The sequence below is a fragment of the Capilliphycus salinus ALCB114379 genome, assembly GCF_047276495.1.
Taxonomy (GTDB): domain Bacteria; phylum Cyanobacteriota; class Cyanobacteriia; order Cyanobacteriales; family Microcoleaceae; genus Capilliphycus; species Capilliphycus salinus.
The window spans coordinates 53,902-80,162 of record NZ_CP178543.1; the positions used below are offsets into that span (position 1 = coordinate 53,902).

At 41.7% G+C, this 26,261-nt stretch carries 29 protein-coding genes and 2 pseudogenes; 10 read left to right on the forward strand and 21 right to left on the reverse strand.

The window, feature by feature from the left end:
• Positions 1–26: 26 nt before the first annotated feature.
• The 5 genes from cbiQ to ACL6C3_RS00270 form a co-directional block, all read right to left on the reverse strand.
• Positions 27–794 (reverse strand): cobalt ECF transporter T component CbiQ, encoded by a 768-nt coding sequence (gene cbiQ / locus ACL6C3_RS00250; protein ID WP_413164253.1) that lies wholly within the window; start codon positions 792–794, stop codon positions 27–29.
• A gap of 8 nt (positions 795–802) precedes the next feature.
• Positions 803–1,447, reverse strand: coding sequence for a cobalt transporter CbiM (gene cbiM, locus ACL6C3_RS00255; protein ID WP_413164255.1), 645 nt, complete (start codon positions 1,445–1,447; stop codon positions 803–805).
• 40 nt (positions 1,448–1,487) lie between these two features.
• Positions 1,488–2,063 carry a carboxypeptidase regulatory-like domain-containing protein gene (locus tag ACL6C3_RS00260; protein ID WP_413164256.1) on the reverse strand — a complete coding sequence of 192 codons (576 nt, stop codon included), beginning with the start codon at positions 2,061–2,063 and terminating at the stop codon, positions 1,488–1,490.
• A 119-nt stretch (positions 2,064–2,182) separates the two neighbouring features.
• Entirely contained in the window at positions 2,183–3,055 is an 873-nt protein-coding gene (locus tag ACL6C3_RS00265; RefSeq protein WP_413164258.1) for a DUF4382 domain-containing protein, read from the reverse strand.
• A gap of 393 nt (positions 3,056–3,448) precedes the next feature.
• Positions 3,449–3,661: a high light inducible protein gene (locus tag ACL6C3_RS00270; protein ID WP_413164260.1), complete on the reverse strand. Its 213-nt coding sequence runs from the start codon at positions 3,659–3,661 to the stop codon at positions 3,449–3,451.
• Positions 3,662–3,901: 240 nt separating this feature from the next.
• On the opposite strand from ACL6C3_RS00270, the gene ACL6C3_RS00275 reads away from it, so the two are divergent.
• Positions 3,902–4,540 carry a hypothetical protein gene (locus tag ACL6C3_RS00275; protein WP_413164262.1) on the forward strand — a complete coding sequence of 213 codons (639 nt, stop codon included), beginning with the start codon at positions 3,902–3,904 and terminating at the stop codon, positions 4,538–4,540.
• A 106-nt stretch (positions 4,541–4,646) separates the two neighbouring features.
• On the opposite strand, the gene ACL6C3_RS00280 is transcribed toward ACL6C3_RS00275, so the two are convergent.
• From ACL6C3_RS00280 to ACL6C3_RS00320, 9 genes and pseudogenes are all read right to left on the reverse strand, one after another.
• Positions 4,647–5,552 carry a phosphodiester glycosidase family protein gene (locus tag ACL6C3_RS00280; RefSeq protein ID WP_413164264.1) on the reverse strand — a complete coding sequence of 302 codons (906 nt, stop codon included), beginning with the start codon at positions 5,550–5,552 and terminating at the stop codon, positions 4,647–4,649.
• 165 nt (positions 5,553–5,717) lie between these two features.
• Positions 5,718–6,485: a PP2C family serine/threonine-protein phosphatase gene (locus tag ACL6C3_RS00285; protein WP_413164266.1), complete on the reverse strand. Its 768-nt coding sequence runs from the start codon at positions 6,483–6,485 to the stop codon at positions 5,718–5,720.
• A 63-nt stretch (positions 6,486–6,548) separates the two neighbouring features.
• A complete protein-coding gene (locus ACL6C3_RS00290; protein ID WP_413164268.1) occupies positions 6,549–7,211 on the reverse strand; it encodes a vWA domain-containing protein in 663 nt (220 codons plus the stop codon).
• Positions 7,212–7,367: 156 nt separating this feature from the next.
• Positions 7,368–8,021: a Uma2 family endonuclease gene (locus ACL6C3_RS00295; protein ID WP_413164270.1), complete on the reverse strand. Its 654-nt coding sequence runs from the start codon at positions 8,019–8,021 to the stop codon at positions 7,368–7,370.
• Between the two features lie 312 nt (positions 8,022–8,333).
• Entirely contained in the window at positions 8,334–9,983 is a 1,650-nt protein-coding gene (locus tag ACL6C3_RS00300; protein ID WP_413164272.1) for an alpha/beta hydrolase, read from the reverse strand.
• Between the two features lie 173 nt (positions 9,984–10,156).
• On the reverse strand, positions 10,157–10,651 hold the full coding sequence (locus tag ACL6C3_RS00305; protein WP_413164274.1) for an ureidoglycolate lyase: 495 nt from the start codon (positions 10,649–10,651) through the stop codon (positions 10,157–10,159).
• A gap of 23 nt (positions 10,652–10,674) precedes the next feature.
• Positions 10,675–11,040 carry a photosystem II reaction center protein Psb28 gene (gene psb28 / locus ACL6C3_RS00310; protein ID WP_413164275.1) on the reverse strand — a complete coding sequence of 122 codons (366 nt, stop codon included), beginning with the start codon at positions 11,038–11,040 and terminating at the stop codon, positions 10,675–10,677.
• A gap of 367 nt (positions 11,041–11,407) precedes the next feature.
• Positions 11,408–12,769 (reverse strand): annotated as a pseudogene (locus ACL6C3_RS00315) (NB-ARC domain-containing protein).
• A gap of 199 nt (positions 12,770–12,968) precedes the next feature.
• Positions 12,969–13,061 (reverse strand): annotated as a pseudogene (locus tag ACL6C3_RS00320) (UPF0175 family protein); the annotation flags it as partial.
• Between the two features lie 37 nt (positions 13,062–13,098).
• Between ACL6C3_RS00320 and ACL6C3_RS00325 the strand changes: the two are divergent.
• The 3 genes from ACL6C3_RS00325 (at position 13,099) to ACL6C3_RS00335 (ending at position 14,736) form a co-directional block, all read left to right on the forward strand.
• Positions 13,099–13,278, forward strand: coding sequence for a hypothetical protein (locus tag ACL6C3_RS00325; protein WP_413164277.1), 180 nt, complete (start codon positions 13,099–13,101; stop codon positions 13,276–13,278).
• 161 nt (positions 13,279–13,439) lie between these two features.
• Positions 13,440–14,270 carry a CFI-box-CTERM domain-containing protein gene (locus ACL6C3_RS00330; protein ID WP_413164278.1) on the forward strand — a complete coding sequence of 277 codons (831 nt, stop codon included), beginning with the start codon at positions 13,440–13,442 and terminating at the stop codon, positions 14,268–14,270.
• 115 nt (positions 14,271–14,385) lie between these two features.
• The gene (locus ACL6C3_RS00335) at positions 14,386–14,736 is read left to right on the forward strand and encodes a hypothetical protein (RefSeq protein WP_413164280.1); all 351 of its coding nucleotides are present in this window, start codon (positions 14,386–14,388) and stop codon (positions 14,734–14,736) included.
• Positions 14,737–14,976: 240 nt separating this feature from the next.
• Here the strand turns inward: ACL6C3_RS00335 and ACL6C3_RS00340 are convergent, their stop codons facing one another.
• Positions 14,977–15,471: a DUF3368 domain-containing protein gene (locus tag ACL6C3_RS00340; protein ID WP_413164282.1), complete on the reverse strand. Its 495-nt coding sequence runs from the start codon at positions 15,469–15,471 to the stop codon at positions 14,977–14,979.
• Positions 15,472–15,473: 2 nt separating this feature from the next.
• On the reverse strand, positions 15,474–15,713 hold the full coding sequence (locus ACL6C3_RS00345; RefSeq protein ID WP_413164283.1) for a UPF0175 family protein: 240 nt from the start codon (positions 15,711–15,713) through the stop codon (positions 15,474–15,476).
• Here ACL6C3_RS00345 and ACL6C3_RS00350 point away from each other — a divergent pair.
• Positions 15,712–15,846 (forward strand): hypothetical protein, encoded by a 135-nt coding sequence (locus tag ACL6C3_RS00350; protein WP_413164285.1) that lies wholly within the window; start codon positions 15,712–15,714, stop codon positions 15,844–15,846. The genes ACL6C3_RS00345 and ACL6C3_RS00350 overlap by 2 nt on opposite strands.
• Before the next feature lie 240 nt (positions 15,847–16,086).
• Positions 16,087–17,286: a DNA cytosine methyltransferase gene (locus tag ACL6C3_RS00355; protein ID WP_413164286.1), complete on the forward strand. Its 1,200-nt coding sequence runs from the start codon at positions 16,087–16,089 to the stop codon at positions 17,284–17,286.
• Between the two features lie 8 nt (positions 17,287–17,294).
• Here the strand turns inward: ACL6C3_RS00355 and ACL6C3_RS00360 are convergent, their stop codons facing one another.
• The 3 genes from ACL6C3_RS00360 to ACL6C3_RS00370 form a co-directional block, all read right to left on the reverse strand.
• Positions 17,295–17,960: a hypothetical protein gene (locus tag ACL6C3_RS00360; RefSeq protein ID WP_413164288.1), complete on the reverse strand. Its 666-nt coding sequence runs from the start codon at positions 17,958–17,960 to the stop codon at positions 17,295–17,297.
• Positions 17,961–18,034: 74 nt separating this feature from the next.
• Positions 18,035–18,211 (reverse strand): hypothetical protein, encoded by a 177-nt coding sequence (locus tag ACL6C3_RS00365; RefSeq protein ID WP_413164290.1) that lies wholly within the window; start codon positions 18,209–18,211, stop codon positions 18,035–18,037.
• A gap of 147 nt (positions 18,212–18,358) precedes the next feature.
• Positions 18,359–19,129: a Uma2 family endonuclease gene (locus ACL6C3_RS00370; RefSeq protein WP_413164292.1), complete on the reverse strand. Its 771-nt coding sequence runs from the start codon at positions 19,127–19,129 to the stop codon at positions 18,359–18,361.
• Positions 19,130–19,569: 440 nt separating this feature from the next.
• Between ACL6C3_RS00370 and miaB the strand changes: the two genes are divergently transcribed.
• The 3 genes from miaB (at position 19,570) to ACL6C3_RS00385 (ending at position 22,311) form a co-directional block, all read left to right on the forward strand.
• Positions 19,570–20,928, forward strand: a complete 1,359-nt coding sequence (miaB, locus tag ACL6C3_RS00375) for a tRNA (N6-isopentenyl adenosine(37)-C2)-methylthiotransferase MiaB (RefSeq protein WP_413164293.1) — start codon at positions 19,570–19,572, stop codon at positions 20,926–20,928.
• Positions 20,925–21,464 carry a hypothetical protein gene (locus tag ACL6C3_RS00380; protein ID WP_413164295.1) on the forward strand — a complete coding sequence of 180 codons (540 nt, stop codon included), beginning with the start codon at positions 20,925–20,927 and terminating at the stop codon, positions 21,462–21,464. The genes miaB and ACL6C3_RS00380 overlap by 4 nt, the downstream gene beginning before the upstream one ends.
• A 136-nt stretch (positions 21,465–21,600) precedes the next feature.
• On the forward strand, positions 21,601–22,311 hold the full coding sequence (locus tag ACL6C3_RS00385; RefSeq protein ID WP_413164296.1) for a glycosyltransferase family 25 protein: 711 nt from the start codon (positions 21,601–21,603) through the stop codon (positions 22,309–22,311).
• 37 nt (positions 22,312–22,348) lie between these two features.
• Here ACL6C3_RS00385 and ACL6C3_RS00390 read toward each other — a convergent pair whose 3' ends face one another.
• Entirely contained in the window at positions 22,349–23,602 is a 1,254-nt protein-coding gene (locus ACL6C3_RS00390; protein WP_413164298.1) for a PQQ-dependent sugar dehydrogenase, read from the reverse strand.
• 328 nt (positions 23,603–23,930) lie between these two features.
• Between ACL6C3_RS00390 and ACL6C3_RS00395 the strand changes: the two genes are divergently transcribed.
• Positions 23,931–24,107, forward strand: coding sequence for a LuxR C-terminal-related transcriptional regulator (locus tag ACL6C3_RS00395; protein ID WP_413164299.1), 177 nt, complete (start codon positions 23,931–23,933; stop codon positions 24,105–24,107).
• A gap of 91 nt (positions 24,108–24,198) precedes the next feature.
• On the opposite strand, the gene ACL6C3_RS00400 is transcribed toward ACL6C3_RS00395, so the two are convergent.
• A complete protein-coding gene (locus ACL6C3_RS00400) occupies positions 24,199–25,986 on the reverse strand; it encodes an iron uptake porin (protein ID WP_413164300.1) in 1,788 nt (595 codons plus the stop codon).
• Between the last annotated feature and the right edge of the window lie 275 nt (positions 25,987–26,261).

Below are 26,261 nucleotides of genomic sequence, written 5' to 3' on the forward strand. Positions count from 1 at the left end.
TCTTCCTCTCTATGATAACACATAACTTAGAATAAGAAAAATTCTAATCCGATCAGTCCGGCAACAATTGCTAAAGTAATAATTAAGGCGGTCAAGCTATAAACATCTAGGGAAGGTTTGGAGTTTATAGATTTGATAGAAGTGCCATATCCTCTTAATTGCATGGCTTTATAAATCTCCTGGGATTGTTGATAGCTACGAACCAGCAAACTCCCCGCTAAAGCCGCATATACTTGTAAATTTCGCCAACTCAATTGAGTCGGTTTAAAGCCTCGCAGTCGGGTAGCCCGTTGCATGGTATTAAGTTGATAACCCAGTTCAAATAGATATCGATAGGATAATAACATCATATCGGCTAAAATGGGCGATAAACCGAGCGATCGCATGGCTTTAATCAGGTTCAAAAACGAACCGCTACCGAACAGAACCAAACCCGTGATAAAGATAGCTAAAAACCGACAAACAATCAAAACAACCGCCAAAAGTCCCTCTTGTCTTAAGGTGATAATTCCCCATTCCCAGAGAATCGTTTGACCGGAAAAAAAAGGCAATACCGCGACAATACCGATTAGAAAAATACCCGGATAACGTAATCGAGTCAACAAAAAAGATAAGGGCAACCGAGACAAAAGATATAAAATCGCTGTGAGGGTTAAAATGACCGGAAGTAAACGCAAATCCTCAACCATCGCATAGGCAAACATTAACGCAAATAATCCAATCAGTTTATACTGCGGATGCCAACGATGAATCGGTGAATTCAGGTTTGCGTACTCATCCAGTGCAAATCTCATGCTTTGTCCTAACCGGGTAAAAGTTCGGGTTTAACTCGCTGTAAAAAACTAACCACCATCGCCGTAAAAATGCCTTCAATTCCCATTAAAGGAATATGAGCCAAGATTAACCCCCAAATCGCCCTTTGTTCGGTTTGAGCGTCAAAATCTGAAGGAATATTGGTAATGGTTAATCCAAAAAACAATAAGACAGAAAGTCCTATTCCAATTGCGCCGGCTAAAAAGGCGAAAAGATTGAGGGAAATAGTAGGTTTTAATCGCCCTCCGATGCTGTGGCGCAACTGAAAAATTTGAGCCGCAATAATTGCCGGAATTCCCATAATTACCGCATTAATTCCTAATGTTGTCAGCCCTCCATGTCCGAACATAACGGCTTGAAATAATAAGCCAATTAAAATCGCCGGAAACGCATAAGAACCCAACACCGCACCCAACAAACCATTGAGAACAAAATGAACACTCGCCGGAGGAATGGGAATGTGAATACTGGAGGAGACGAAAAAAGCAGCCGTCAATAAAGCCGCTTTTGGGACTCCTTCTGTGGGATTACTTTTTTTATTAATTTCCCTCAAAGAATACCACGTCGCTAAACCCGCGATCGCATATCCTCCGATCAAAACCTTAGCCGGGAGAATTCCCTCTGAAATGTGCATGAGATTACGCGATTAATTGATTCAACGCTCTAATTTTAATTCAGCCTTCAGACTCTTGTTGTCTCACATTGGACGTATTTTGATCCGATGAATGATTGAAGTTAAACTTAGAGAAAAACAGAGCCGTTCCCACACATCCCCAGAGAACCGATCCAATAATTAACCCTTTTTGAATTGGACTCAGCCCTTGACTGGCTTGAGAATAAAAAGAAGTCTGATTATTTGTCTGATTATTGGGGTTGGCGGTGGGTTCAGAAGTCGGTTCAGAAGGTGAAACTTGAGCGTTATTTGTTTCGGTTCCCACCGGAATACTCGTTAAACCCCCGTGTCCGGCTCGTCGAACTTTCACTTCCCAATATCCCGTTTTTGAGGGATCGGGAGTAAAGACAAAATTACCCTGTTCGTCGGTTGTTCCCTGCTTCCAAGGGGTTGTCGGGTCATCCGGTGCATAAACGGTAACTTGAGCATTTTCTAAGGGCGTTCCGGTGTCATATTTGGCGTTAATCTCAATCGCTTGAGTCGTGTTATGTTCGATTTTAACGCCGTGAGCCAAGGCTTTTTCTGACCAACCTAAGCTCGAAAATAACATGAGCAATAGAATTAATTTACTTTTCATCTTCATTCTCTCCTACGTCTAGTTTTCTCGATGGTTTTCGACTTCAATCTTGGTTTCTTGCTGCCGTTCAATCTCAACTCCTCAACTCCTGACTCCGCGATTTAACGAATGATTTCTTTTTAATTATTCTGAGCGGTAAGTTGGGTTTCTTTGCAATGACCTTCCCCGACATGACCCAAACTCGGAAACACTGCAATTAAGGTCTGATATTCTTCTGGAGAAAGTCGCTGTTCTAAGGTGGCTAAATCGGCATCTAACGAACCGCCTTGAGCCGCTTCTGCTAACGGATCAAATCCTAACGCCCCCGTATTAATTTCATCTTCTGGGGGAGCTTCTCCATCTCCAAATAAATGATCAAAATGGAAAGTTGCTTCTAACTGTGCGGTGCCTCCGGGTTCTAAAATGCCTTTGCGTTCATCTCCGACAAAATCTCCACAAACAAACGCTAATTCTTGGTCAAATTTCAGCGTAAAAGGTACCGTTTGACCCTCTTTGGTGGCCGTACCTTGCAAAACCATTGTGTAGCCTTCAGCCGGTCCAGTTTCGGCTTCATCCATCTCCCAAGATAGAGCGTTGTACCGCCCCGGAGGAGCGGGAACTTCGTTAACAACAATGGTTTCCGCATTCTCTGGGCCTTCAGCTAAGTCAACGGTTTTGTTAACGACTAAACTAATGGTTTGTTTGGCCTGGGGGTCGCCGCCCGCTTCCGCATCGTAAGGGGTAAAGGTTTCGTAAGCTTTGGCGTCTGAAAAGTTAACATAAATGTGATCGAAGTTGACTTGCCAACCGTCTTTGGTAACAAAACCCTGGCGAACAAAATCTTCTCCGTTGGCCCGAAACTGCATTGTACCAACTTCGCCTGTGGGAGGCAGAGTTTCGGGAGCGGTTTCGATTTGCTGTTCGGCTTCTGGGGTTGGGGTTTGAGAACACCCCCAAAGGACTCCTGAAGCTAAAAAGATGACACTTCCAAAGGTTAATAACTGTTTTTTCATCCCTGATGCCAGATTACGAACGTTCTAAAGTATAGGAAACAAGTTTGAGTAGAGCTTGACAATCCCCTAGTGGGGCATTTTTAAGGGGTATTGGCTAAAACTATTGAATATTTTAAACATTAATATCAAGAATTGCCACAAAGGGGATTGTCCCAATAAAAAGACCCCAGAAATCTATTTCTTTCTGAGTACAAGTTAGAATAACTTTTATTTTAAAATTAACTGCGGCTACTCTTTGATACTGATATCTATTATGAATAGCTTTGAGTATTTTACACTCTCTCTAAAGGGGGGTTCGGTGAGTCAACTTATTTTTTGAGTTCGAGATCACACCGGCTGATAACCCCCCCAGTTAAGACGATGAGTGTTCATCTGCGTGTAATTACAGGGCGTTTACAGGCTTGTTAACCAGCCAACAATTCCTTGTCCGGTCATGGCTTCTAAACCAATTAAGGATACAAACCCAATCATTGCTAAACGTCCGTTTAACTTCTCTGCGTACTGAGTGAATCCGGTTTTGGGGGTGTCGTCAACATACATTTTGGGTTCAACTGCAAAGTTGTTCAGACGTCCGCCTTCTTCGACGCTATAACCACGAGTTGTCATATTTTTTTCCTCAAACTTTTCTATCTGTATATCAATGTAACATATTATTAAATTTTGTAAAGGTATTTGACAAAATATTTTTTTTTAAGTATGATCGAACGTTGGCTAAATTCACAATAAGTCCATAGCTGAGGGGAAAAATGTCCTGGAACTGGAGTTATCCTAGAAACAAAGTTAATCTTTTTAAGATCAGCATACGAACGGGGTATAATGAACACTAACCAACCCGGGCATTCTTCTGTGAACCCTCAAGCTCGATTAGAACAAGAGGAACGGACTCTCGAACCTCCTTCCTCTCCCACTCTGATTACTTTTGCGGTTGTGATGCTAATGAGTGCATCGACAACACTATCTATCCTTTCTGGAGATTACAGTTACTCATCCCAAGAGGGACTCGAAAAGGAAGTTTCCCCATTGGAAAAGGTTTCTCCCTCAAAAGATGTCCCTGAAAGTGATGTCACCCCATCACCCTCTGCAAAGGTTGCTCCCTCAACAGATGTTGCTGAAAGTGATGTCAGCACACCACCGTTATCAACCGCAGTAACCGAACCGGAAAAAATTACCGATACCGCTCTGTTAAACAGTTTAGAACAGCAACTTTTTGACAGTCTCGATCAAACCTGGACAATTCCCGTCACCGAAACTTCTATTTATGTGGTTCGCGTTGATGAAACGGGAGCGATCATTGCTTATACTCCCATTAATAGCATTGCTCAAGATAATCTTGAGAATACACCTCTCCCCCAATTCATTGAACCCGATAATCTGAAAGATTCAGAAAATACGACGGTTAAGTTTGCTGAATTTGAAGTAATTTTCAGCTACACCGGGAGACTGGAAGTTCAAACTCGTAACCCGCCGGAAAACTTCAATTTTTAAGACGTTCTTGAAAAGCCTCTGCCCGCAAAAACAGTAAGTCAAACAGAGGCTTTTATCAAGTTTCAGTGAAAATCATTTCAGATGTTTTCAAAACAATTCATCTGTTTTATTTGTTTTCCAGAGGTGAAGCGTAAATTCCTAAATGATTGGCGATGGGACGCTGACGCATTGGAATCCGACTGTGAAAGGGTGCATTTAAAACTTTTGGCTTGTTTCCCTGGGAAATGACTAAAGTTGTGGAACCGCCACCATCCAAATTTAACGCCGTTTCAACGCCTTCTATTTCCATGATAATATCGGTCAAAGTTCCTAAGGTTACACCTTCACTATACAAGGGTTGACGACCATCAATTAAAATTAACCATAAAGTTTCCCCTGACTTGTCAATTGCAACGACAGTTCGCGGAAATTTTTGATGATAATCTGAAAACTTTTTGAATTTTACGGGCCGACTTTTTTCAATTAAAATCCGATTTCCAGCCACGCCTTGAGGGGTATTTTCCGGACAAGTATCCGGGTAAATTTGCGCCCGGTTTTCGGAAGAAATACAAAGGACTGACCACCCTTTCTTGACGTTTGAATAAATCTGACCGTTAGAAATTGCCTGTCCTAAAATTTTAACTCGCTCTCCTTTTTTGGGAAAATAATTGATGGGGCTTTTGACATAAAAAGGATGAAAAAAGCTGCCATTTATTGCCAGTTGTAAGTCATATTTTTGTAAAAAATCCGATGTGGTTTGAGCCGCAATTTCTCGGCGATCATCTCCGGGTTCTCCCGGTGTAACTAAGAATTTAATTCCGGGGTCTGTCAAGTCAATTTTAACCAGATGAATCATTAAAGCATCCGGTTTAAAACGGCGAATCCGTTGATAACTAATTCCTTGAAAAAGCTGTTGTTGTTTGGCGGTGGGTAGGGGGAGTCTTAGGTGTAATGCTAAGTATAATAAAGCGGGTGTTAAGAGAATAGCTAAACTCAAACGTAGTAGAATTTTGAGCAGAAAACGTTTATTCATGGCGGTTAAGAGAGACAATGAACGAGCGCATCCATCCCTTTTTAGGATAATACAACTGAATACCCATTTACTCTCCCATAACCGGATTTTTTATGCACACCTCAAAAACCGTCCTCAAAAACCCAACATTCGCTCGCCCGAGGTGATTTTTGATAAGTTAATGTGTTATAATGTAGCCAGAATTAAGGTTAAATCATCATCGGTTCGTTGAGTCACCCGAGGCGATCGCAAAAAAGACTCTAACTGTTCTTGAGCTTCTGTTTCATCTGTTACCGTTGAGATAAAGTGAAACAGGGGCGAAAAGAAAGGTTTATGAGGAGTTCCGGCCGGCATTTTTAGCGCTAACATTTGCAGGCCATCGGAGAAAACCGCCAAATGAGCCGGTTCGCCTTCCCACACCCGAATTTGTGCCGTTTCCACCGCATCAAACCCAATCAAAAATTTAGTTTCATTCAAATATTCACCCTGTTCCGGTTGGGTGATTGCCTCTATTTTTCCGGTTTTATCTTCGACAACCGCCGCCCCATCTCCCACCTGAGCAACGGCAACAAAATCGGATGTGGCGAGCGTTACAATTAGCGTGGTAGCCAACTCTCTAATTTCGACTTCTTGAACTTCCGCTTCGGCTTGCACTGCCATTTTTGCCGCATTTAACGTCTCAATTAACCGTTCTTGCCAGTTAATTTCTTCGGGTTGGGAAGATGGAGAACTAAGGGTTTGAGCCAGGGTATTAACAGCCGTTTCCACCGCAATTTTTGAGCCAATTTCTGATAATTTTGCCGAACCCGCCCCATCAGCCACCGCCACAATTAAAATATCATTAGATAATCTTTGGTAGCAGTGAGCATCCTGACAGGGAAGATCCCATTTTTCGTGGCTCGTTCCCCGCACGGATGCCGATACAATTTGCCAGTTGGAGTCGCAGTTTGACATGGGATATCCCGTAAAAAAAGGCTCAAAAATCAGCGAATAATCATTACAAATGAACGGATTGGATTAAACGGCTCCCCATCCCGGTGGCGGTAAAGCAACCTGTTCATCGACTTTGGAATGAGACACCATTTGCATACTCGCAGACAGCCAAATAAACATTTCTCGAAAGTCCAATCCTTTTAATTTTAAAGGAGCGCGTTCGACAATCAAACTCAGGCGTTCCATATTCGCCCCTTCCACTCCCACCGCAAAAAAAGCAACCTGTTTGTTGGCTTCTTCTTGTTTAATGCGTTGGGCGGCTTGTTCGGCCATTCGTTCAGACTCGCCCTGCGGTTCCCCATCGGTAATCATAAACACCCAAGGGCGATAATAGGCTATACCATTATTGCGATATTCCGATTTCCGGGCGGCAACTAAATCTAGGGCTTGGTTAATCGCCGTTCCCATAAATGTTTGACCCTGGGCGGTTAACATTGGGGGTTCAAACTGATCGGCCGTGACAAAATCTTGTAGAATTTTAACCTGATTGTCGAAAGAAATAACGGCAACTTCGACCCGTTTTTTTGCCAATTCATCGCGAACTAAATCATGTCTAAAGGTGTTGAGGCCATCATTGAGGGCATCGATGGGTACTCCTTGCATGGAGGCGGAAGTGTCCAACAACAACACGCAAGGACAACGGGGTTCGGGGTTTTCAGCAAATTCTACAGCTTCCTCAAGTCTCATAATTCAGGGGGATGAGTTTGCAGTTCTCTTAGGATACTCGATTTTTGCCTATTTCTATTATCGCTGATTTGAAGCGAAAAGTTTGGCGATCGCTGTGTCGATTATACACCAATTAATTAAATTTGACTAGGAATCTAATCCAGTCCGGGCTAGAATTCAAACGTCAGCATTTGCAATTTGTTCTTTTACCCAAGTTCTAAAGGCTTTCATGGTTTTATTTCTGCCTTCAGTTTTCACCCGCTTTAAATATTCGGGAATGATTTCTTTGATTGGTAAATTGGGAAAATGGGGACTCAATTCTGACTCCACATATTGTCCCGATTCTAAGAGATTAATTTGCAGTTTTCCCTTTTCAAACCGCCATAGTTCGGGGACTCCTAACGCCGCATAAATCTTTGGATGGGTGCGAGAAGTGACATCTATTTCTAAAGCTAAATCCGGGGGAGGATCACTCGTTAAATCCAACCGATCTTTGCCTCTAACTGCGGCTTCATTCTCAATATAAAAACAATCATCCGGTTCTATTCCTTGCTTCATCAACTCATTTTTAAACGTTGTTGAACCGAGGGGATAAAATTCTATATCCAGTTCTTCGAGTAAAGCTTTGATAAAGTCACCGATAAAAACTTTGTCAACTTCGTGTTCAGGTAAAGGGGTCATAATTTCTAAAGTTCCGCGATCGTAAGCAATTCTAGCAGCCCGATGTTCTCCCAACTCCTCTAAAATCGTCTCAAACTCCAGCCAACTGACGTCTGTGAATCGAACTTTATGACCGGGAGGAACATCTATTCGTTTTAATTCTAATAACATTTTTCAGCCTCAGTATTTATCTAGTATTTATCTATTAGTATAGCGCGATCGCATTTGAACAGAATTAAAAATTTAAGCTGAAAAATCTCTAACCTGTAATCCCAGGAACTCAAACTTTGATGTTTAAACAGAAAAAGACACCAGGAAATCAATTTCCTGGCTAATAAGAGAAATCCGTTCAAAGGGACTGGCAATATTAAACTTTTACCCATTAGTCCTCTTGAGAAGACTTGAATTTTTAGACGGGGATTTTAATCCCAGGCGTTGAACTCGAAATGCGATCGCCAATTTTTCCCCGCTAAAATTATAGGGTTAATTTCCGATAGTATTCCCGCTAATCACCTTAGAAAACTCTGTGGGAGTGAGGGATTTTAGAACACTTAACGTATAGGGTTCTTCCCCAATAGCCTGACCATAGGCGGCTTGCAAATAGGGTTTATATTGGAGATCTTCGGCAACATAGGAACCAAAAAAGGCAACGCTCAAAGCGTTCATATAATTGCGAGTAACCTCAACTCCGGGCGATAACAATCCCCCCATTCCCGGAATTTCACTCATGTTGGATTTGTTGACATCAAAAAAGTGACTGTCGCCCCGTTTAATGACTAAATAACGATTGGAAGTAGTCAACCAAGTAAAGGTTTGAATTTGTTCGATAACCGCAGGGGCTAACAAATCACCGCTACTCGCCCCCATCATTACAGGAATCGAAATTTGACTCAATCCTAACTGACCCAAAACTCCGCTATTAACGGGGTTAAGAACAACAACCGCTTTCACACGCGGATCGCGAAATTGATACTCACTGTGAGGCAATTCTAAAGCCCGACATTGCAAAAACATCGAGGGATTCACAATTTTATTTTCAGGCGTACAATCACCCTGTAATTTCTCAAAATCAATGGTTGCACCTGCCAAAGCGAGGGCTGTATATCCCCCAAAAGAATGACCCCAAACCCCTACTTTTTCTAAGTTTAACTGATTTTTGAGTTCTTTTTTGTTCAATCGTTCTAGGTAATCCAGCAAGTGGGAAATATCGTGAGGGCGATCGATAAATTGATTCACTTCAAATATATCGTTTCTTTCTCCTGCGAGTAATTCTTGCAAGGCTTGATAATCACTACCGGGATGTTGGGGAACCGCAACCGCAAACCCGTAAGAAGCGAGATGTCTTGCTAAATCTTCAAACCGAGAGCGATCGGAAGCTAAACCGTGAGAAATAACAATAACGGGAATTGACTTTTCTGTTGTGGCGTTTTCTTGTACCGCAGTTGGCAGGTAAAAATCCGTTTCAAATTGGCGATTTCGCTGCCAATCAAATAAGGATAACGTTTGTTTAGAAACTTCAAGCGCCCCCCGTTGGCGTAAGTCTGGCATTTGGTTAAAATCAACCGGATTTGAAGCGGAAACTTCGGCTGATGCCAATTCTTCTAAAGAGGCAATAACGGTATTGGTTTGGCGAATTAAAGAGACAACTCGCACCATTGTATCGAGGGCTTCTTCGAGATCGACATGAATACTTTCTGCGGGGAATTGGCGCAAAATCTCAAGAATATTAAACCCTTCTGGATCATTGGTAGTTGCTGCCATTACTGCACTATAAATCGCCTCCGAACCGTTTTCGCCAGATTCCGTTTTAATCAAGCCTCCAACGTATTCTAAAAAAGAAGCAACCATCGGAGATTTTAACAGTCGGGCTGTGGCTTCGGAGTCAAAAGAGTAACGAGTTTTTAATAATTCGCGGACTTGTCGCTGTTCACTCGGGGTTAACCAATTGAGATAGGTTTCTAAAGGTTTATTATCGGGAAGTAAACCGGTTTCTGCGTAATTTTCTAAGGTATCGATGGAAACCTCCAGGTTCATTTTCCCGACAGGAAACACTATCGTTTCCGCCGCCATTGCGGGTAAACTAACCAACACAGCAGGCACAATACTTAAGGCGAGAGACTTTAGCCAACCCATAGTTTTTAGCTCTTATTCGAGTCTGACAGCTTCTATCTCTATATTAATTGATTGAATCGGAGAAAATTGGGAACTATAACGTTTGATTTATCTTTCAATAATAAATATTTTATAATGGTATCTAAAGTCACGATTTTCATCGGATTTCAAACTCTATTTTTCTCCGAATAGGTCTAAATAACTATCTCAAATTGTAAGTTTTTACTTTTGCTAAAATCGTAACTGAAATGATCGACAATATTTGTATTACTTAATTCTAAATTGTAGAAATCTATCTGTTCATCGTCGAAATACGGTCCGGCGTGCCACGTTCCGACTTCTAGCTTAATAAAACAGTTGCCAGGGATACGGAATGCCTTGAGTTTCTCCATATCCGGTTCATCGCTTTCTGATGGGGGTGCAACCGCCATTAACCACTCTTTTCCTTCTAATGACCCCAAACATTGAGTACATTGAACGTGACGGGTAATTTTGTTAAATTGGCGACCTCTTTTGTTGAGTCGCATGATGTAAAATCTCGGTATACCGTTTTTGAGATTCAATTGAGCATCGGTTTCATCGTAGGTTTTGCCATCGGTTGAGGCGGAAATTACTTGTCCGTAGGGTTGAAATGCTGACTGAGTAATCCATTCGGCGGTGAGTTGTTGAACGGTAATTGATTCGCGCATTAATTTTTCCTCAGAATTTTATTTTAATTCGATTGATTTGAACTCGATTGATATTCAAAGCCGTTTTCTTCGGCGTAACGGTTTAAAAATCGCATCACCCGTTCAAAGATATTTTCCGATTCGACTTCAAAGATACATTCAACTTTGGAAAGTTCATCATCTCCGACATAGAAAAATTTTACTCCCGTCGGGGTAACTTTGATTTCTCCTTCTTCATCCCGCAACCATAAATTTTTGATTTCTTTGCGATAAGCCCGCAGTTGTTCGACGGCTTGTAAACGTTCAAAGGTTAACACCACAATTTTTTTATCGGAGTTACGGGGTTTGCGTAGGCTAACTCCACTAATATCTTCGTTCAGTCCTTCTATAAATTGAATTGATGTAGACATATCTACCACCAGAATCTATTTATACTTTAATTTTACCAAATTTCTAACCAAAGATTAAACTTTAAAATAATAAGTTTTAATAAGTTATGTTTGAAATAAAAACCCGGTTTTTGAGTTTAATTAGGTTAATTCAAGAAAGGCGGTTAAGGATTTCACTTCAAAACTCTAATTTTTTATAAGTAATATCTCGCATAGATTGAACGATAAAACCCGTTTGTTATACCAATTCTTTCTGAAGCTGCATCTAATTGAACCCTCCAGGCTATATCCTTCGGATAGGCAACGCCTACGCCACCCCCCTTTTTAAGGGGGGATTAAGGGGGGATCATTAAAAGTTGCATGATTAGAAAGAAATGGTATTAGAAGCCTAAAGATTCAAGTTATTGACATATTGTTTAATCGCGGGTTGTAGGGTTAAAGCCGGAGATTTATCGAGAAAATTCCGTTTTCTTAGGGATTGTATCGCTTTTAAAAAATCGGAGTCTGATAAAAGTTCGGGGGGTTTATCGCTGATATCTACGGGTTTGTCTTGGTTTGCTAACCAGTTAATTAGGATTTTCTCGGATTCTGATAGACGTTGATAATGTTGCTTGAGGATAGGTTCTAAGTCTCCTAAAAATAGGGTAGAATAGGAGAGGAATTGTTGGACGCTACCGTTAAATAAATCGAGAATAGCAGTGGCAATTATATTTAACCATAAAGGGTTGCCGTTGTAAAGTTCTATCAGCCGCGACCATTGATTTTTATCTTGGAGTTTTCTGGCGGTTAAAAGTTGGCTAGCTGATTTCCCTAAGCCGGGAATTTGTAAAGTTTTGCAGTAGCAATCTTCAGCTTCTAGAGTCGCAATTTCTAGGGGTTGTTCCCAACTGAGTAGCAACAAACAACTCTGATGGGAAAATCGTCCAATTTCGTCGATGAGACGACCATAGTTTTGGTATTCTGGAAGATAATTTCCGACGGATTCACCGGGGGTTAATGTTTCTTGTAAGTCATCGAGGATAATTAAACAACGGTGGTTTCTCAAATGTTCTAAGATAGAACTACGCGAGTTGAAGTAGTTGATCATCGATGGGTTTTTCAGGGGTGAAGCGGGCGCCAGAAATTCGATGATGTTACTTTGTAGGGCGTTCAGAGTCGGGAATTTTCGATGACTGCGCCATAAAATGCGAACAAAGTTGTCTTTTATTTGTTCAACCAGTTGTCTAGCGAGGGCGGTTTTACCAATACCTGATAATCCGGTTATAGTGATAATACGGCTATTTTCTTCTAATATCCACTGTTTGAGAGTAGCCAGTTCGTCGGTGCGGTTGTAGAATCGAATATTTTCAGGAGATTGGCTGAGGTCGTGGCGGGGTTGAGATTCTTTTTTTGGGGTGGAGGGCGATCGGTTTTTGGGTTTTTTTGAGGGATTTTATGGGTCGTTACAGACATTTATTTGATTACCAATATGTAGCCCGTCATTGTAATAAGAAAATACCCCATTTTCAACCAGCGATCGCACATTCTTTTTTTTTACATTCTCTCCCAACAAATCCGACAAAAGTTTCCATAATTCCGATGCAGATTTTTTCACATGATCGTTACTACAGTGGTATTTCTCAGCGATATCCTTATATCCTTTCCCATCCCATGCCCCCTCCAAAATAGCCCGTTGCAGTGAATCCAGACGCTTCCCCGTTCTAGTAAAAATCAACTCATCCGTCCACCGCAAAGCTTCTTGAATCTCCATAGCTCTTAAATTCGGTTGTAGTTGGGTCTACTTCAACTATCAATTATCCCACATTATCCGCCTTTTAACCACCAAATCCCACTTTTCCCACTTTTTTCACTTTTCAAGTCTTAATAAATACCCCCTAAATCCCACTTTTATAGTATTGACGAACTAGAATTATGGGCAGAAAATAATAGTGGTCATAAATAAATAAATCCTATTCATAAATCAGTTTTTGAAACTGAATCCAATGCAGTCCTAATAGCTCACTGGCTTTGCCCAAACTAATTTTATCTTGCTGAAACAACATCGGCTAGGAAACAAACTCAAGTATAAGGAGACATACAATGGCACGCAAGCAAATGGGAACGGTAAAAACACCAACTGGCTCTGAATACTACTACTTTTGGGATAACCAGAGTGGTGATGTATACGTTGGCAGTGAATATGCTGGTAAGGCTAAGTCTGCTCAAGAGGCATGGAAGAAAGCAAACTTCTATGCAACAACAGGTAAGCAAATGAGGTAAAACACTAGGCATTGCCCTTAATCTGATTTCCAACCCAATGGTGCGGCTTACTATAACAACCCCAGTGTCATTGCTGCCATTCAAAGTCGATACCATTTGGGTAGGTATAAGTAAAATTCAATTTTTGGGATTAGACTCGTACAAACAAGGAGAGATAAAGTATGTCAGATACCTCAGATATTGAGTATATGTTAAAACAGAATGCTGACCGAGCCAGGGAAGAAGTTGTAAGATTGATGGGTAGAGGTGATTTTTATAAAGAACGAAAAGATTATACTCAAGCATTAAAAAACTATATTTCGGCTCTTGAAGCATATGCAATTTATGCGAAATTCAAATCCGAGGTGATTGCTGTTTCAGTTGCCATAAGTACGCAAGATGTAAACCCAACTAATGCCGGAATCGTATTTTCTCAGACTTTATTCGATTTATTCAATCTACTGTACTTGATTTCGGGTTTTTATAACAGCGATTCAATTGTCAAAGTATATCTTGAATCTAAACTTGTGCAGATTGCCGAGCAGCTTGATGAGTACGAGCCGGTTTTTGACGAGAAAGAATTAAGCCGATATGGAAATATAAAGGATTACGCAAAATCCGTCAATTCCAATGTTCTTAAAAATCAAGAAAAATTAAGCAATCTTCAGCCCATAAAAGAGGAATCAAATGAATCATTGAAGACTATCAGAAAAGCATTGTCTGACATATCTAGTGAAAAAATTTGCCCATTGAGTTTAGAAGAACGTGGTGGTTGCTTTGTTGCCACAGCAGCCTATTCAAGTAGCAATCATCCCGATTTGGACACATTTAGACAATTTCGTGATCGCACTCTGTTAACTAATCCTACAGGTCGTTTATTAGTCAGTGTGTATTACCAAATCGGCCCTCAGCTTGCTCAGTTTGTCAATGGTAGTTTGCCTCTCAAGAAGCTTGTCAGATTTTTGTTAGAAAAGTTGGCTTCTTTTATGAGAAATTACCAAATATGGCAATAGAAAATAAGCAAAGGATAGAGTTTTTGAGGAGGGACTATCTTCTTCAATCTTTGCCCCTATTTCAGAATGCACTCTCACGGAACTCAAATTTTGAAAAAGTAGTAGGTACTTGATTATGAACTCAGACAACTCAAATAAACTAGGATTTCAGAAAAAATATATTATTGGCTGGTTGATTACAGGTGTTATTTTTGCAGTGGTTTCGTTATTTAGCTATATGTTCTCAAATTCGAGACCAGAACTCAATTCTGAAGTAATACAAATGGTTTTGTTAATGCCATTTGCTATGGTTATAATTGGATTTGGATGTTTTTTCATAGAAGGCGCTTTTATCGAAAAATTCCGTTTTTCAGAACTAAAACATCCTCAATGGTTTTGGTATATTTATCCTATTTCTTTTATATGGATGGTATGTATTGCGATATTTTTAGGATTTATCATTAATTTGTTTACTTCAAAAAAATAAAAGTCATCGCTTCAGCTAGTAGGTTGAGTTGAAGCACGAAAGCCAACACTACCATCTCTAAATACTGTTAGGTTTCACTGTGTTTCACCCAACCTACAAACTACAAATAGCGATCGCACCGGAGATTCAGAAACCGGGTTTCTATCAGAGTTTCTCATCCCCACCCAGATTGAACTAGAAACCCGGTTTCTTATCCGCGATCTATCACTCTTTCCGAAACACTACGCGATCGCCACTTCCTTAAGTAACTGACTCATTTGCAGCCATCAAAACCTCCGCGTACAGTTGGCTACTAATTCGGAAATTTGCTCGTTCTATTAAATGATCCATAATCGGCTTAACTTCTAGAATGAGTTTTTGGCGCTTTGCCAATAGAAGAATTCCTAAAACTCCAGTAATCTTTACCCCGAAATCTCTGGCAGCTTGTCTGCCTAACCGTTCATCGATGATTAAGCGGTCTGCTTTAACTTCAATCGCCAGTGCAATAGCTTCAGCCTCTCCCACATTGACACGAATTCTTAAATCATCAACCAACCTTTGATTTTGTACGGATTGAATATCAATCCAAGTGGCCGATCGCACTGCTGTAATTACAGTGTCACCAGCCCTTTGATCCAATAATTCCTCATGCACCGCACTGGGAATTAAAATCCTCCCATAAAGCTGATAAATTAGGTTAAGTTGCCCGACCTTTGCCAAATTAGAAATAGGTGAAGTGTTGCTGACAACAATCATCACTACTCCGTTTCCTCTAAGATCTTGAGGTCTTCCTGAAACTCATCAATATCATAATGAATGCAAATACCGCGCTCAGAAATCAGTTTTTGAAACTGCATCCGATGCAGCCCCAATAACTCACTGGCTTTTCCCAAACTAATTTTATCTTGCTGAAACAACATCAGCACAATTTCTAAAAATAGCTCATTTTCTGAAAAGCCACTGGCTTTTACTAGGTCATCGGAAATCACTAAACTCATGGTTATCTTTTCTGGGCTTAAATTTCATGCTTCAATATTAGCAGTCCGGGGAGCGATCGCGATCGCCCTTATTTTACTCGGGTGTATTGATACTATTTTAACACCGCTCAATGTTAATGTCGGTTATTTATAATAAATCCTATTACGGCGATCGCGTAAATTCTCCAATGATTTCAGCATAAATGTAGAAACCGGGTTTTTGTGCGGGAAATTTTGTATCCTCATCGAGATTTCGCTAGAAACCCGCTTTTAAATAAAAATCCGGTTTCTTTGATAAACCGGGTTTTTGAGTGTTTCTCAGAATTTAGCGAATTTTTGAGTGATAGAATAATATTATTATGGAAATACAGGAGTTAATCTTTGATTTTTTGCAATGGCTAAAACGTTTATTGATTTGTTTTCAGGTGCGGGGGGAATGTCCTGCGGTTTAGAACAAGCGGGGTTTGAATGTGTGTTAGGAATTGACCAGGATAAAGCCTCCTTAGAAACTTTTAAAGCGAATCATCATCATGCTAATATTATCTGCGGAGATTTGCGAGAAATTGCACTAGAAGATATTTACGAAAAAATTGGCAATCAAACCGTTGATTTAATTTGCGGTGGGCCTCCCTGTCAGGGTTTTTCAACGATTGGGGCGAACGATAACGGCGACAAACGTAACTTTTTATTCTTTGAATTTCTGCGGATTGTTACGGCTTTAAAACCCGATTATTTAATCATGGAAAATGTGACCGGGTTACTGTCTCGAAACAATGAACCGACCCTTTCGTTGATTCTGAATTCTTTTGTGGAGTTGGGATATACAATAGAAGTCAGAGTTTTAGCCGCCCATCATTACGGAGTTCCTCAAGCCAGAAGACGAACTATTTTTCTCGGAAATCGCTTTGGTGTTCAAAATCTTTATCCCGAAAAACAGTTTAAAGATTCTCCCAAAGATAGCGACAATTTACCCGCAGCGAGAACCGTCGGTTGGGCGTTTGAGAACTTGTTAACCTGTCAAAATACAACGTTTAATCACGATATTCAAACCGCACAAATCCCCAACGAACTCGAACGAAAACGAATTCATCACATCCCCGAAGGAAAAGGAATTCGCTATCAAAAAGATGAATTAACCTACCTTCCCCTAGAACTTCGGTTTAATGTAGATTGGGAGAATTTACGAGAACAACGGTTTCGAGAAACCAAGTTAAAACGGTTGGATAGAAACGCCGTTTCTAATACTATTAACACCAGTCGCACCACTTACTATCATCCCACAGAAAATCGGTATTTAACCGTTAGAGAAGCAGCAGCCATTCAATCTTTCCCCCCCGAGTTTATTTTCAAAGGGAGTTTAACCCAACAATGGCGACAAATTGGAAATGCAGTTCCGCCTCTATTAGCTAAAGCTATCGGGGAAGGCATTTTAAGCTTAGATGAACAAAAACATCAACTCGAAAAAACTAATTCTACTCAAGATATTTCCGAAATTCGGGCGAAAGCCTTCACGTACAAAGAAAAAGGACCATTGACAGATATCAAAGAGGAAAATAATGATGATCCTGAGTTTGTTCAACTAAGTTTATTCTAAACTGATATTTAAGGAAAGATGGGAGGAAATACCCTTCCGTCTTTTTCTTCAATATCATACGGTGACTTTTTGGGTTTTCCTTCTGGTTTCAAAACAGCATAAAATCCATATTTATAAATAGGTGTGCTATGAATTGTTTTTGCCCTTAGTCTTAATCTTATTCCACAGTTAAACTGAGGTGTTTTTAATCCGAGAACATCCTCTGATAAATGATAAAAACCATAACCACCTACCTGCATATAAAAACATCCTTTGCTTTTATAATAGGAGTGTACAGCACTGATGGATATAGATAAGCGATCCTCAAAATTAGTTTGATCGAGCGATTTCTGCTCTCTAGTTAATTCATTCTGAGGAATAGTGTATCTGTAAGGAATAACATTTTTTTGATTTATGTATTCAAGCACACCAATACTTGTATAAAGTTCAGTGGTTTCGTCTTGAACTCTCCAAGACCAAACTCCATCATCCCATCTTAACATTTTTTGTCCATAGTCAGCGTTTAAATCAAGCTTTACCTCTAAATTATGTTCTCCAGAGTTATGTAAAAATTTTATATCTACTCCAGTTCCTGCACCTGCCCGAGTTGCGTTTGGGGATAAAAATCCTTTTTGTTGAAGAATGTTAAAAATAAGCTGTTCATAAGCATCTCCCTTGTTATATCCTAAAGCCATTTTGTTTCACCAAAACTCTATTTTATGGATAATAGAAACTCAATCTAGACCATTGCTTGAGTTGCAACTTTTATCTAAGATTGGTTTGTCTCCGTTTTCTGGGAACGCCGCCTCATTCCTTTGGAAAGAATCGCCAAAAATACTCCCGTCAAAATCGATAATTCCCAGTGAGTCTGAACCGTTGTCAGTGTCAGCGAACCCAGAATCAGTAAACCGATGGGTGTATATCGAATCCATTTCCTTTTAGACATATCCCTAACCTTTGTCGTAAAAATTTTCATCACATCTTTTAATCACGTCAATGTCATTGTGACTACTTTGAATTATACAAGATTGTCAAATGATTTGTACTTGTTTTTTTGTTATATTGAGTTTATGGCATCAACGAGTTATACAACTCAGAGTGTATCGGGATCAATATTCAATTCCCGCAGTTTTGCGGCTAATTTTTCCCTTTGTTGGCGTTCTATTTCTAGTTGTTGTTGGGCGGTTTGGGCGGATTCTTCTGCTGCTATTGCTCGTTCCTCTGCGGCTTGTCGTTGCAGTTGTTCAGTTTGGGCGGATTCTTCAGGAGTTGGAACTAACTCACCTTCGGGGGTAAAAAACCTCAATTTATGTTCATCTATTCCTAAAAATAATTGTAATTGTTGACTCCAAAGCTGTCCCCTTTCGTTCGGTTGGAGTTCTTGATATTCTCCGTCAACCAAATGAAAGCCTTGAAACTCTAACGTATTCGGCGAAAACCAAAAATAATCGGGTGTTCGGAAGATATCTTGATAAATTTCTTTTTTCGTTGTGCGATCTACATTAGCGGTTGAAGGGGATAATAATTCAATAATTACATTGGGATATTTTCCGCCTTCTTCCCAGACCACCCAACTGTTGCGGGGTTTGCGTTCTGTGTTTAATACAACGAAGAAATCAGGCCCCCTAAAGTCTTGAGTTTTTTGTTGTTCTGGACTGTAATAAATGGTAAGATTTCCAAAGGCATAGAAATCTTGACGATCTTGCCAGAGATATTCTAGCATTTGAATCAGTAGCAAAATTTGTCGCAGATGCAGTTCACTTTCCAAGGGCGGCTCCTGACTTTCTAAATCACCGGGCGGATATTCAATCTCTTGAAATTCGGGTTCACTTTGAAGTATTTCCAAGTTTTTAGCAATCGTCATTTTATCCTCCAGAATCTTGTTTATAGTATAATTCATTTAGCTTAAATATCGATTTTAGATTGAATGAGTTCTGCAATCTCAAAAGATGACAGATGAGGGCGTTATCAGTCGAACCGATGGAAAGCCCCTACGGTAGAGGAATATTTGCGATTTAGACAGATGCTTGTCCTTGCTGTTAAAAATTGATACCATTTCTTTCTAATCATGCAACTTTTGACGTTCGCGTAGCGTGTCGTCAGGCGTATCCCCCCGCCTGCGGCTTCCCCCCTTAAAAAGGGGGGTTGGGGGGGATCAATTAGATGTAGCTTCATAAAGAATTGGTATGAGGTCGTCTCAATCCGATTTAGACAACTTTGAATTATAATATAAAGACTAAACTCAAAAAGGGGTGAAAAAATTCACCCTGTTGTTTGCGAGGCGAATCGAAAATTTTACAGAAAATGACTACAACTCCCCGTCGCTATCACATCACAACTTTCGGCTGTCAAATGAACAAAGCCGACTCGGAACGCATGGCTGGAATTTTAGAAGAAATGGGGTTACTTTTCACAGAAGACCCCAACGAAGCCGATGTAGTTCTTTACAATACTTGCACCATTCGCGACAACGCCGAACACAAAGTTTATTCCTATTTGGGAAGACAAGCCAAACGCAAACATACCGAACCCAATTTAACGTTAATTGTCGCCGGATGTGTTGCCCAACAAGAAGGAGAAAGCTTACTCAGACGGGTTCCCGAACTTGATTTGGTCATGGGTCCGCAACACGCCAACCGTCTGCAAGAATTATTAGAACAGGTCGATAATGGCAATCAAATTGTCGCGACAGAACCCATTCATATTGTCGAAGATATTACAAAACCCCGCCGAGATAGCGATGTTACCGCGTGGGTAAATGTGATTTATGGCTGTAACGAACGCTGTACTTATTGTGTGGTTCCCAATGTACGGGGAATTGAACAGTCACGCACCCCCGAAGCCATTCGCGCCGAGATGGAAGAATTGGGGAAATTGGGTTACAAAGAAGTGACTTTGTTGGGGCAGAATATTGATGCTTACGGGCGAGATTTACCCGGTTCTACCCCCGAAGGAAGACACAAACATACTTTAACCGATTTGTTGTATTTTGTTCACGATGTAGCCGGTATCGAACGCCTGCGGTTTGCGACCAGTCATCCCCGCTATTTTACCGAACGTTTAATCAAAGCCTGTGCGGAACTTCCGAAAGTTTGCGAACATTTTCACATCCCCTTTCAGTCCGGTGATAACCAAATTTTGAAGGCAATGTCGCGGGGATATACTCACGAAAGATACCGCCGAATTATTAATACCATTCGCGAATATATGCCGGATGCTTCTATTAGCGCCGATGCCATTGTTGGCTTTCCCGGGGAAACCGAAGAACAGTTTGAAAATACGTTAAAGTTGGTTGATGATATCGGATTTGATTTGTTAAATACTGCCGCCTATTCACCCCGTCCCGGAACCCCGGCGGCGCTGTGGGAAAATCAAGTTCCAGAAGACGTAAAAGCCGACCGTTTACAACGATTAAATCATCTGGTCGGAGTCAAAGCCGCAGAGCGATCTCAACGGTACTTCGGACGCATTGAAGAAGTATTAGTCGAAGGAGAAAACCCCAGAGATCCGTCTCAGGTGATGGGTCGTACACGGGGAAACCGTTTAACTTTCTTTACCGGAAATCTCGCGGAATTGAGGGGTAAAGTTGTGAAGATCAAAGTAACCGAGGTGCGGCCTTTTAGCCTCACCGGAGAAGCAATTGAGTTATGTCTAAGCCGATGATTACTAAAATTATTAAAGCAAATCCTGGCACCATTCGCAAGTTTAGCGCCCTGTTAATTTTAGGTGTAATTTGGATGGGAACGGTGGGTTGTGAAAGCACATCTTTAGCCTTTAAACAAAACCCCACCAAAACCCCCATTGTGGCTCAAAATCCCGAGCCAAGTTTACCTAAACCTTTGAAGAATGGGGATTTTACCCGTTCACCTCAAAGAACTTGGGAAGCGGTGAATGCGAACTCGAACGGGTTAGATTGTCACGGTCTAGATCTCAGCTACGAAGAACTTATTGAGCGACAAATGCAAAATTCCGTGAAATTTGATATTGAAAACTGGCCGGTTGTCGGTCAACTCAAACAAGGACAAAACTTTGAAATTAACCTCGGACCCGCCGGATTTGGGGTGGTTTATGATACCAAACAAAACCCCTGGATTTATGTAGAAAATCTCGCCGGAGAAAATGGCCCGAGTCATTGTTTTGTGCGGGCTAACAGTCGTTTTGTTAAACCGATTTCAGTGAAAGCGTTTAATCAAGGTTAAAAGTTGCTCAATAGAACAACATCAACACTTCCCCTCTTTCCAGCGGAGAGGGGTTTTTATTGCGATCGCGTTTTTTCCTATTTTACTAAACTTTGGAATAAACTTAAAACATACCTTTTTCAACAAGGATTAGGCGATGAAAGTCATCGAATATTTTCCGCGAGCTTACGTGATCAATCTACCTGAAAGAACGGATCGACGCCGGATGATTATGGCACAATTAGAAAAACCAGACAGCCCCCTAACTCCCGATCAAGTGGAATTTTTTGCAGGGATTCGGCCCGACGATCCCGGAGAGTTTAAAAACATCGGAATTAAAGGCTGTTTTTTGAGTCATTTGGCCATCCTGAAAAAAGCCAAAGAAGACAACTTACCCAATATTTTAATACTCGAAGACGATCTCGGCTTTTCCCCACAGTTCAAACCTCACCAAGACCAGCTTATCGAGCAATTATCCCAAAGTAATTGGGGATTCGTCTATTTTGGGCATCGATTAAAATTGGAAGCAACAGATACCGTCAAACTGATTCCTTATTCTCGCCCCATCGAAACCACCCATTGTTATGGAGTCAATGCAGTAATATTTGACCGTCTAATTGAATTTTTAGAAGGACTACTGCAACGACCGGCCGGACATCCCGACGGCGGCCCGATGTTTATCGACGGAGCGCTTTCAACCTTTCGACGGAAAAACCCAGATGTTTTCACCTGGGTTGCTTCTCCCACCTTAGGAATACAGCAGAGTTCACGCAGCGATCTAACCACAAATCGCTGGGATCGTATTTCCTTTGTCAGGCCTGTTATGGGAATGCTCAGAACGATTAAAAATCAAATATCCAGCAAGTAAACTTTTGATCTAATCCCATTTTGAGATCTGGGTGTATCTATCCAGAAACCGGTTCAAAACGAATTAATTGCCCGTCGGGTTCATCGGTCAAAATATACAATAAACCATCCGGCCCCTGTCTGACATCTCGAACCCTTTGACCAATATCAATCGGTTCCTGAGTCACCACATTTCCCGACTCATCCAACTCAATGCGACGCACATCTCGGGAAACCAAACCCCCCGCGAATAAATCGCCCTTCCAGGATGCAAAGCGATCGCCAGTATAAATCGCCAAACCCGACGGCGCCGTTGCCGGAGTCCAAACCACTTTCGGATCGACCATCCCCGGACGAGATCGCTCTTGAGTAATTTCGCCGCCACTGTATTCGCGGCTGTGAGTCACAACGGGCCAACCGTAGTTTTCACCCGCCTTGACCCAATTCAGTTCATCGCCGCCCCTGGCCCCGTGTTCGGTTGACCAAACTCGCCCGGTTTCCGGGTCAAAGGTGAGTCCTTGAATGTTGCGATGTCCGTAACTCCACACCACCGGCGCCGCATTTTCAGTATTCACAAAGGGATTATCTTGGGGCGCCGAACCATCGTCATTGAGTCGGATAATTTTACCGAGGTGACTGCTGAGGTTTTGGGCCTGTTTGCGGATCAGGTCGCCTTCTAATTCAACGGGAGGATTTCCACCGTCGCCAATTGCCACTAACATGGTATTATCGGGCAACCAGACAATCCGAGATCCGAAATGTTGTCCGTCGAATTTGGTTTGAGACACCTCGAAAATTACCTGTAAATTCTGTAAAGCCTGACCATCAAAGGTTGCCCTGGCGATGCGGGTGCGGTTGGCGTCTCGGGTACCGTCAGAGTAGGTGAGGTAAATTAAGCGGTTTTCGGCAAAGCGAGGATGCACCGAAACGTCCATCAAGCCGCCCTGTTTGAAGGCGAAGACTTCGGGAACCCCGGAAATGGGTGTCGGGTCGAGGGTGCCATTGCGAACGATACGCAGGCGCCCGGGTCTTTCGGTGATCAGTAGATTGCCATCGGGCAACCAGGCCATACTCCAGGGATGTTCTAAGCCTTCCAATACCGTTACTTTTTGGAAGTCTTGGGTTGTTACCGCCACCTGATTACCTGCGGGGGTTGAGTCACTCGAAGCAGATGTCTCCGCAACAATACTGGCTGTTTGACTCGCGTTTGAGGAGTCCGACGAGGCGGAGGTGAAAGAACAACTGGTTATTAACAGTGTAACTGCTATTGCGGCTCCTTTTTTGAGGCAATCTATAGAAATAGAGGTGTTCATACGCGACTGTCTCACAACACTGCATTGGCTCTGGTGAAAATCATAGCGAAAAATCCCCAAAAAAAACCCCAACTGTGTGGAGGGAGTTGGGGTGGTTCTCAGGGTGATGTTTTTTCTCTATTTTTAGTATCCGCTTTAGTATCCGGTGGTGACTTCACCCATTTAGGTGATTTTAGGTTCTGGGAAACGTTTCACTTTTCCAATGTTGGAAAGTTTTTGTTCCAATGATTTATAAGTTATAAAAATTACTTTCAAAGTTCCGTGTTTTCCCCGTAGCCGTAGCGGGTAAAAACCGATAAAAATAGAAGTATCGAGTGGAAAAGATACCATGCAAGGACACCGTAGAACTGAATTAACTCCCAGAGAACAAGAAGTTTATGATCTGTTACAGCAAGGGCTGAAACATAAAGAAATTGCCCAAAAGCTCGGCATTTCCCTTCAGCGTGTGGGCGCTCTCCACAAAAATCTGAGACTGAGACTTCTCAACTCTCAAGAGATGCGTTAAGGTTTTGCTGTTTACATTGCCAGATAATTTTTTGGAAAATTCAGCAGGGGCGTAGCGTTTACGCCCCAAAACTGAGCCGGAAATTTCAGCTTTAAAACTGAAATAGGGTTCGGAATACCCCGACAAAAATGGTGTCGTTACGACTATCATGTTCGGGGTCGGTAATGATGTAAAATCCGGGGGTAATTCCAATATATTCGTTGATTTGGAAGCGATAAAAGCTTTCGATATGAATGGAAGTATCGTCATCTTCTTCCAAATCATCAATTGTATGATAAATCATTTTGGGCGGCATTCCGACGACAATACCGAGCATATCTCCCTCTTTTAATAAGTCGGGAAAGGCGAGGGTTGTTGCCCAGTTGATCACGGTCGCATTATCATCTCCGCCCTGTTTTTGATCGGCCCAAGTCGAACCAAACCAACCCCCAAATTCAAAATTATTAAAGACTCGCCAGTTGAACTGAAAGCCTAAGTTATCGCTGGTTGTCGCATTATCTCCAAAGGGTTTATTGGCGATAAAACTCCCCGTTGAACCCGCAACAAAGACGTCATCGGGATTAAAGTATCTGCGGTTATAATCAACCGCAAAGACTAAATTATCTGTCGGTTGATAAATGAGTTGGGCGCTGGCACTAAACGCCCCGTTAAATAAACCAAATCCTTCCTCGGGATTGGCTGCATCATTGGCTAAATAACTCAGATTTAATTGGAACTGATCGTTAAACGTATATTTTAACGCGGCTCCCGTTCCTTGGGGGCCTCTAAACGTTGCGGGATTATAACGCGCAAAAGCAGAAATAACCCCCGTTGTTTCGTCAGAGATAGGGCTGAGGGGATCTTGAACGTCATCTAAATCGAGACTGTTTGCGCCCAGATAAACTTCTCCTTTGCCATTGAACACGGGAAATATATAAAATAAATCATCCAGTACAAAGCTATCGGTTACTCCATCATCAACACTCGGAATTGTCATAAAAGTATTTGTTAGTTCCGGGTCGCTTAAAAGGGTGACATCCGAGGCTTGTACCCGGGTTAATAGCGTATCTTGGCCTGTAAAACTGGTGAGAAAATCTAAACGCACCCGATATCCGAAAAAGGTTTGGGTGGGATCGTCGCTGTCTTCAACATTCGGCCCCCCCGCGATGGTATACTGGGCGCGATCGCCAAAAGTATCGGAGATCCAAAAAATCACTTCACCGCCGAGTTTTGTCGTTGTTGAAAATTGATTGGCTTCGAGTTCGGCGGCTCGGGCTTCTAATACTGTAACTCGTCCCCGCAATGCTGCCAATTCTGCGGCGAATTCTTCCATTAACCGTTGCAATGTGGCTAAGTCTTCTCGGGTGACTAAATCTGCGGTTGAGGCGTTAATCAGTTCGTTAATTCGTTCTAAACAAGCGTTGACCCCGGCGGCGAATTCGTAGCGGGTTAAGGCTCGATTTCCTTTGTAGGTTCCGTCTGGATATCCGGAGATACACCCGTAACGTTCCACTAACGATTGTAAGGCTTGAAAGGCCCAGTCTGTCGGTTGCACGTCGGACAGTTGGGAAACCGATGTGACTTGCTGTTTTTTGCGCGAATTTCGCCCTTCTTGAAAGTATTCATTGAGTTGGGTTTGCGAGTTAACTTCCCCTAACTCCGGTTGAACTTCTCCAAACCCATTGTGAGGATTAACGGGAACTTGAGCCAAAGATTCATCTAAATTTGAGAGTTGGTAGTTGGTTGCAAAATCAAGTTTTTTTATTGTTTCATTGGAAGCCTCGGAAATGATTTCTCGATCGGAATTCTGCTCCATTGCGATCGCCGGAAACGTTCCCAACAAACTGACCATTAAAACGCTCTGAGTCAAGGCTAAAGGATTGCACACCTGTTTCGACATCTTTTCCTCACACCACGAATACAACGGGATCTGCAACTCTCTAATCTGGGGAAATGATTGATTTCGACCGAGAGTAGTTTTTTATTTATTGAAATTTAATTTCAATACTTTAGAGGAGAATGGGATTTTCTGCAATGGGGGTGGGGAGGATAAGCGCTTAGGGTCTATACATCATCGGAAAAGGTTTAAACAGTGAACAGTGACCAGTGAACGCCGGATCAGGGAATAGGGAATAGGCAAGAGACAGTTATCAGCGATCGCTGTATCCCGACACC

What these genes read in the sequence shown, in the direction of transcription:
- cbiQ (WP_413164253.1), bottom strand. Translation starts at nt 794, where the DNA reads ATGAGATTTGCACTGGATGAGTACGCAAACCTGAATTCACCGATTCAT.
- cbiM (WP_413164255.1), bottom strand. Translation starts at nt 1,447, where the DNA reads ATGCACATTTCAGAGGGAATTCTCCCGGCTAAGGTTTTGATCGGAGGA.
- ACL6C3_RS00260 (WP_413164256.1), bottom strand. Translation starts at nt 2,063, where the DNA reads ATGAAAAGTAAATTAATTCTATTGCTCATGTTATTTTCGAGCTTAGGT.
- ACL6C3_RS00265 (WP_413164258.1), bottom strand. Translation starts at nt 3,055, where the DNA reads ATGAAAAAACAGTTATTAACCTTTGGAAGTGTCATCTTTTTAGCTTCA.
- ACL6C3_RS00270 (WP_413164260.1), bottom strand. Translation starts at nt 3,661, where the DNA reads ATGACAACTCGTGGTTATAGCGTCGAAGAAGGCGGACGTCTGAACAAC.
- ACL6C3_RS00280 (WP_413164264.1), bottom strand. Translation starts at nt 5,552, where the DNA reads ATGAATAAACGTTTTCTGCTCAAAATTCTACTACGTTTGAGTTTAGCT.
- ACL6C3_RS00285 (WP_413164266.1), bottom strand. Translation starts at nt 6,485, where the DNA reads ATGTCAAACTGCGACTCCAACTGGCAAATTGTATCGGCATCCGTGCGG.
- ACL6C3_RS00290 (WP_413164268.1), bottom strand. Translation starts at nt 7,211, where the DNA reads ATGAGACTTGAGGAAGCTGTAGAATTTGCTGAAAACCCCGAACCCCGT.
- ACL6C3_RS00295 (WP_413164270.1), bottom strand. Translation starts at nt 8,021, where the DNA reads ATGTTATTAGAATTAAAACGAATAGATGTTCCTCCCGGTCATAAAGTT.
- ACL6C3_RS00300 (WP_413164272.1), bottom strand. Translation starts at nt 9,983, where the DNA reads ATGGGTTGGCTAAAGTCTCTCGCCTTAAGTATTGTGCCTGCTGTGTTG.
- ACL6C3_RS00305 (WP_413164274.1), bottom strand. Translation starts at nt 10,651, where the DNA reads ATGCGCGAATCAATTACCGTTCAACAACTCACCGCCGAATGGATTACT.
- psb28 (WP_413164275.1), bottom strand. Translation starts at nt 11,040, where the DNA reads ATGTCTACATCAATTCAATTTATAGAAGGACTGAACGAAGATATTAGT.
- ACL6C3_RS00325 (WP_413164277.1), top strand. Translation starts at nt 13,099, where the DNA reads ATGGCACGCAAGCAAATGGGAACGGTAAAAACACCAACTGGCTCTGAA.
- ACL6C3_RS00330 (WP_413164278.1), top strand. Translation starts at nt 13,440, where the DNA reads ATGTCAGATACCTCAGATATTGAGTATATGTTAAAACAGAATGCTGAC.
- ACL6C3_RS00335 (WP_413164280.1), top strand. Translation starts at nt 14,386, where the DNA reads ATGAACTCAGACAACTCAAATAAACTAGGATTTCAGAAAAAATATATT.
- ACL6C3_RS00340 (WP_413164282.1), bottom strand. Translation starts at nt 15,471, where the DNA reads ATGATTGTTGTCAGCAACACTTCACCTATTTCTAATTTGGCAAAGGTC.
- ACL6C3_RS00350 (WP_413164285.1), top strand. Translation starts at nt 15,712, where the DNA reads ATGGTTATCTTTTCTGGGCTTAAATTTCATGCTTCAATATTAGCAGTC.
- ACL6C3_RS00345 (WP_413164283.1), bottom strand. Translation starts at nt 15,713, where the DNA reads ATGAGTTTAGTGATTTCCGATGACCTAGTAAAAGCCAGTGGCTTTTCA.
- ACL6C3_RS00355 (WP_413164286.1), top strand. Translation starts at nt 16,087, where the DNA reads ATGGCTAAAACGTTTATTGATTTGTTTTCAGGTGCGGGGGGAATGTCC.
- ACL6C3_RS00360 (WP_413164288.1), bottom strand. Translation starts at nt 17,960, where the DNA reads ATGGCTTTAGGATATAACAAGGGAGATGCTTATGAACAGCTTATTTTT.
- ACL6C3_RS00365 (WP_413164290.1), bottom strand. Translation starts at nt 18,211, where the DNA reads ATGTCTAAAAGGAAATGGATTCGATATACACCCATCGGTTTACTGATT.
- ACL6C3_RS00370 (WP_413164292.1), bottom strand. Translation starts at nt 19,129, where the DNA reads ATGACGATTGCTAAAAACTTGGAAATACTTCAAAGTGAACCCGAATTT.
- miaB (WP_413164293.1), top strand. Translation starts at nt 19,570, where the DNA reads ATGACTACAACTCCCCGTCGCTATCACATCACAACTTTCGGCTGTCAA.
- ACL6C3_RS00380 (WP_413164295.1), top strand. Translation starts at nt 20,925, where the DNA reads ATGATTACTAAAATTATTAAAGCAAATCCTGGCACCATTCGCAAGTTT.
- ACL6C3_RS00385 (WP_413164296.1), top strand. Translation starts at nt 21,601, where the DNA reads ATGAAAGTCATCGAATATTTTCCGCGAGCTTACGTGATCAATCTACCT.
- ACL6C3_RS00390 (WP_413164298.1), bottom strand. Translation starts at nt 23,602, where the DNA reads ATGAACACCTCTATTTCTATAGATTGCCTCAAAAAAGGAGCCGCAATA.
- ACL6C3_RS00395 (WP_413164299.1), top strand. Translation starts at nt 23,931, where the DNA reads ATGCAAGGACACCGTAGAACTGAATTAACTCCCAGAGAACAAGAAGTT.
- ACL6C3_RS00400 (WP_413164300.1), bottom strand. Translation starts at nt 25,986, where the DNA reads ATGTCGAAACAGGTGTGCAATCCTTTAGCCTTGACTCAGAGCGTTTTA.